Below are 1102 nucleotides of genomic sequence, written 5' to 3'. Positions count from 1 at the left end.
TACACCTGCATGTCGGTGGCGATGCTGATCTGCTTGTGTCGGGCAAGCTCGGCGCCCTGGTCCCAGGTGAGCGACCCGCGTAGGTGCGCGGGTAGGTCCTTGATCGCGGTGATGATCGCGTCACGGACTTGTTCGGCGTCGTGCCCATCCGGCAGGTGCAGCAGCATCGTGTAACGGGTGGAACGCTCGACGAGAGTGCCGATCGCCGTCTTGTTCTGCTCCCCGGTGATCAGATCCCCCTCCCAGTGCCCGGGGACCGCACGGTCGTCCACCTCTGCCGGCCGGTCGCTGATCATCACCATCGGGTCGATGAATCGCTGATATCGCTCACCCTCTCGGCGCTGCGACCTCCGGCGCGTCCTACCGGTCCGAAGTGCTTGTTGGACTTCACGTTTCAACCCTCCGCGGGCTTGGAAGTACAAGGCTTGATAGATCGTTTCGTGGCTCACCCGCATGCTTTCGTCGTCGGGATGATCCCGGCGCAGGCGGTGAGAGATCTGCTCCGGCGAGAGCTTCCTCGACAAGCCGTCCTCGACCGCTGCCCGTAGGACCGCGTTCACCACCAGTTTGGACTGCTTGGGCCGCGCCCGGAGCGCCGCCGCGATTCGATCGGCCTGATGCGGCAGGTACCGGCCGGCGACACTATGCGCACGCACCTCGCGGGAGATGGTCGAGACGTTCTTTCCGATCCGCGTGGCGATGGTCCTCATCGAATCCTTGACCACCAGCCCGTCAGCGATCGCAATCCGATCCTCCAGCGACAGATACCGATCGCTGATCACCGAGATAGCCGCATCCGGGCAGGTCATAGTAGCCACGGGCTGTTTGTAGACGGTTCCGAGCCGGTAGTCCACAACGGTGCCGTCCGGGCGGACCCGGGTGTTGCCGACCTTCCGAATTCCCTGACGCCAATCCCGGGCGGTGCGCACATTGACTCCCACCTCGCGCGCCGCGCTCGCTGAGGACCAGCCTTGCTCGATCAACGCAAAGAACCGCATCCTCGCCGCAGGCTTGCCAGACACTGTGATCTTGTCCGCGTCTACCAGGCCAGCATCGACAAGTATCCGACGCGCAACGGAGAACGCCACATCACACTCGAACG

Annotated in this window: 1 protein-coding gene; it reads right to left on the bottom strand. The window is 63.9% G+C overall.

Annotation, left to right across the window (positions count from 1 at the left end; all coding sequences use genetic code 11):
• The coding region (locus GOSPT_RS11465; RefSeq protein WP_444542530.1) for an IS30 family transposase at positions 1-998 on the bottom strand (998 nt) is incomplete at its 3' end.
• Positions 999-1102 lie beyond the last annotated feature (104 nt).

Origin of the sequence: Gordonia sputi NBRC 100414 (assembly GCF_000248055.1) — a bacterium.
GTDB classification, from domain to species: Bacteria; Actinomycetota; Actinomycetes; order Mycobacteriales; family Mycobacteriaceae; genus Gordonia; species Gordonia sputi.
The sequence above is the reverse complement of the archived record's forward strand: the minus strand, read 5'-3'. Positions and strand labels throughout refer to the sequence as shown.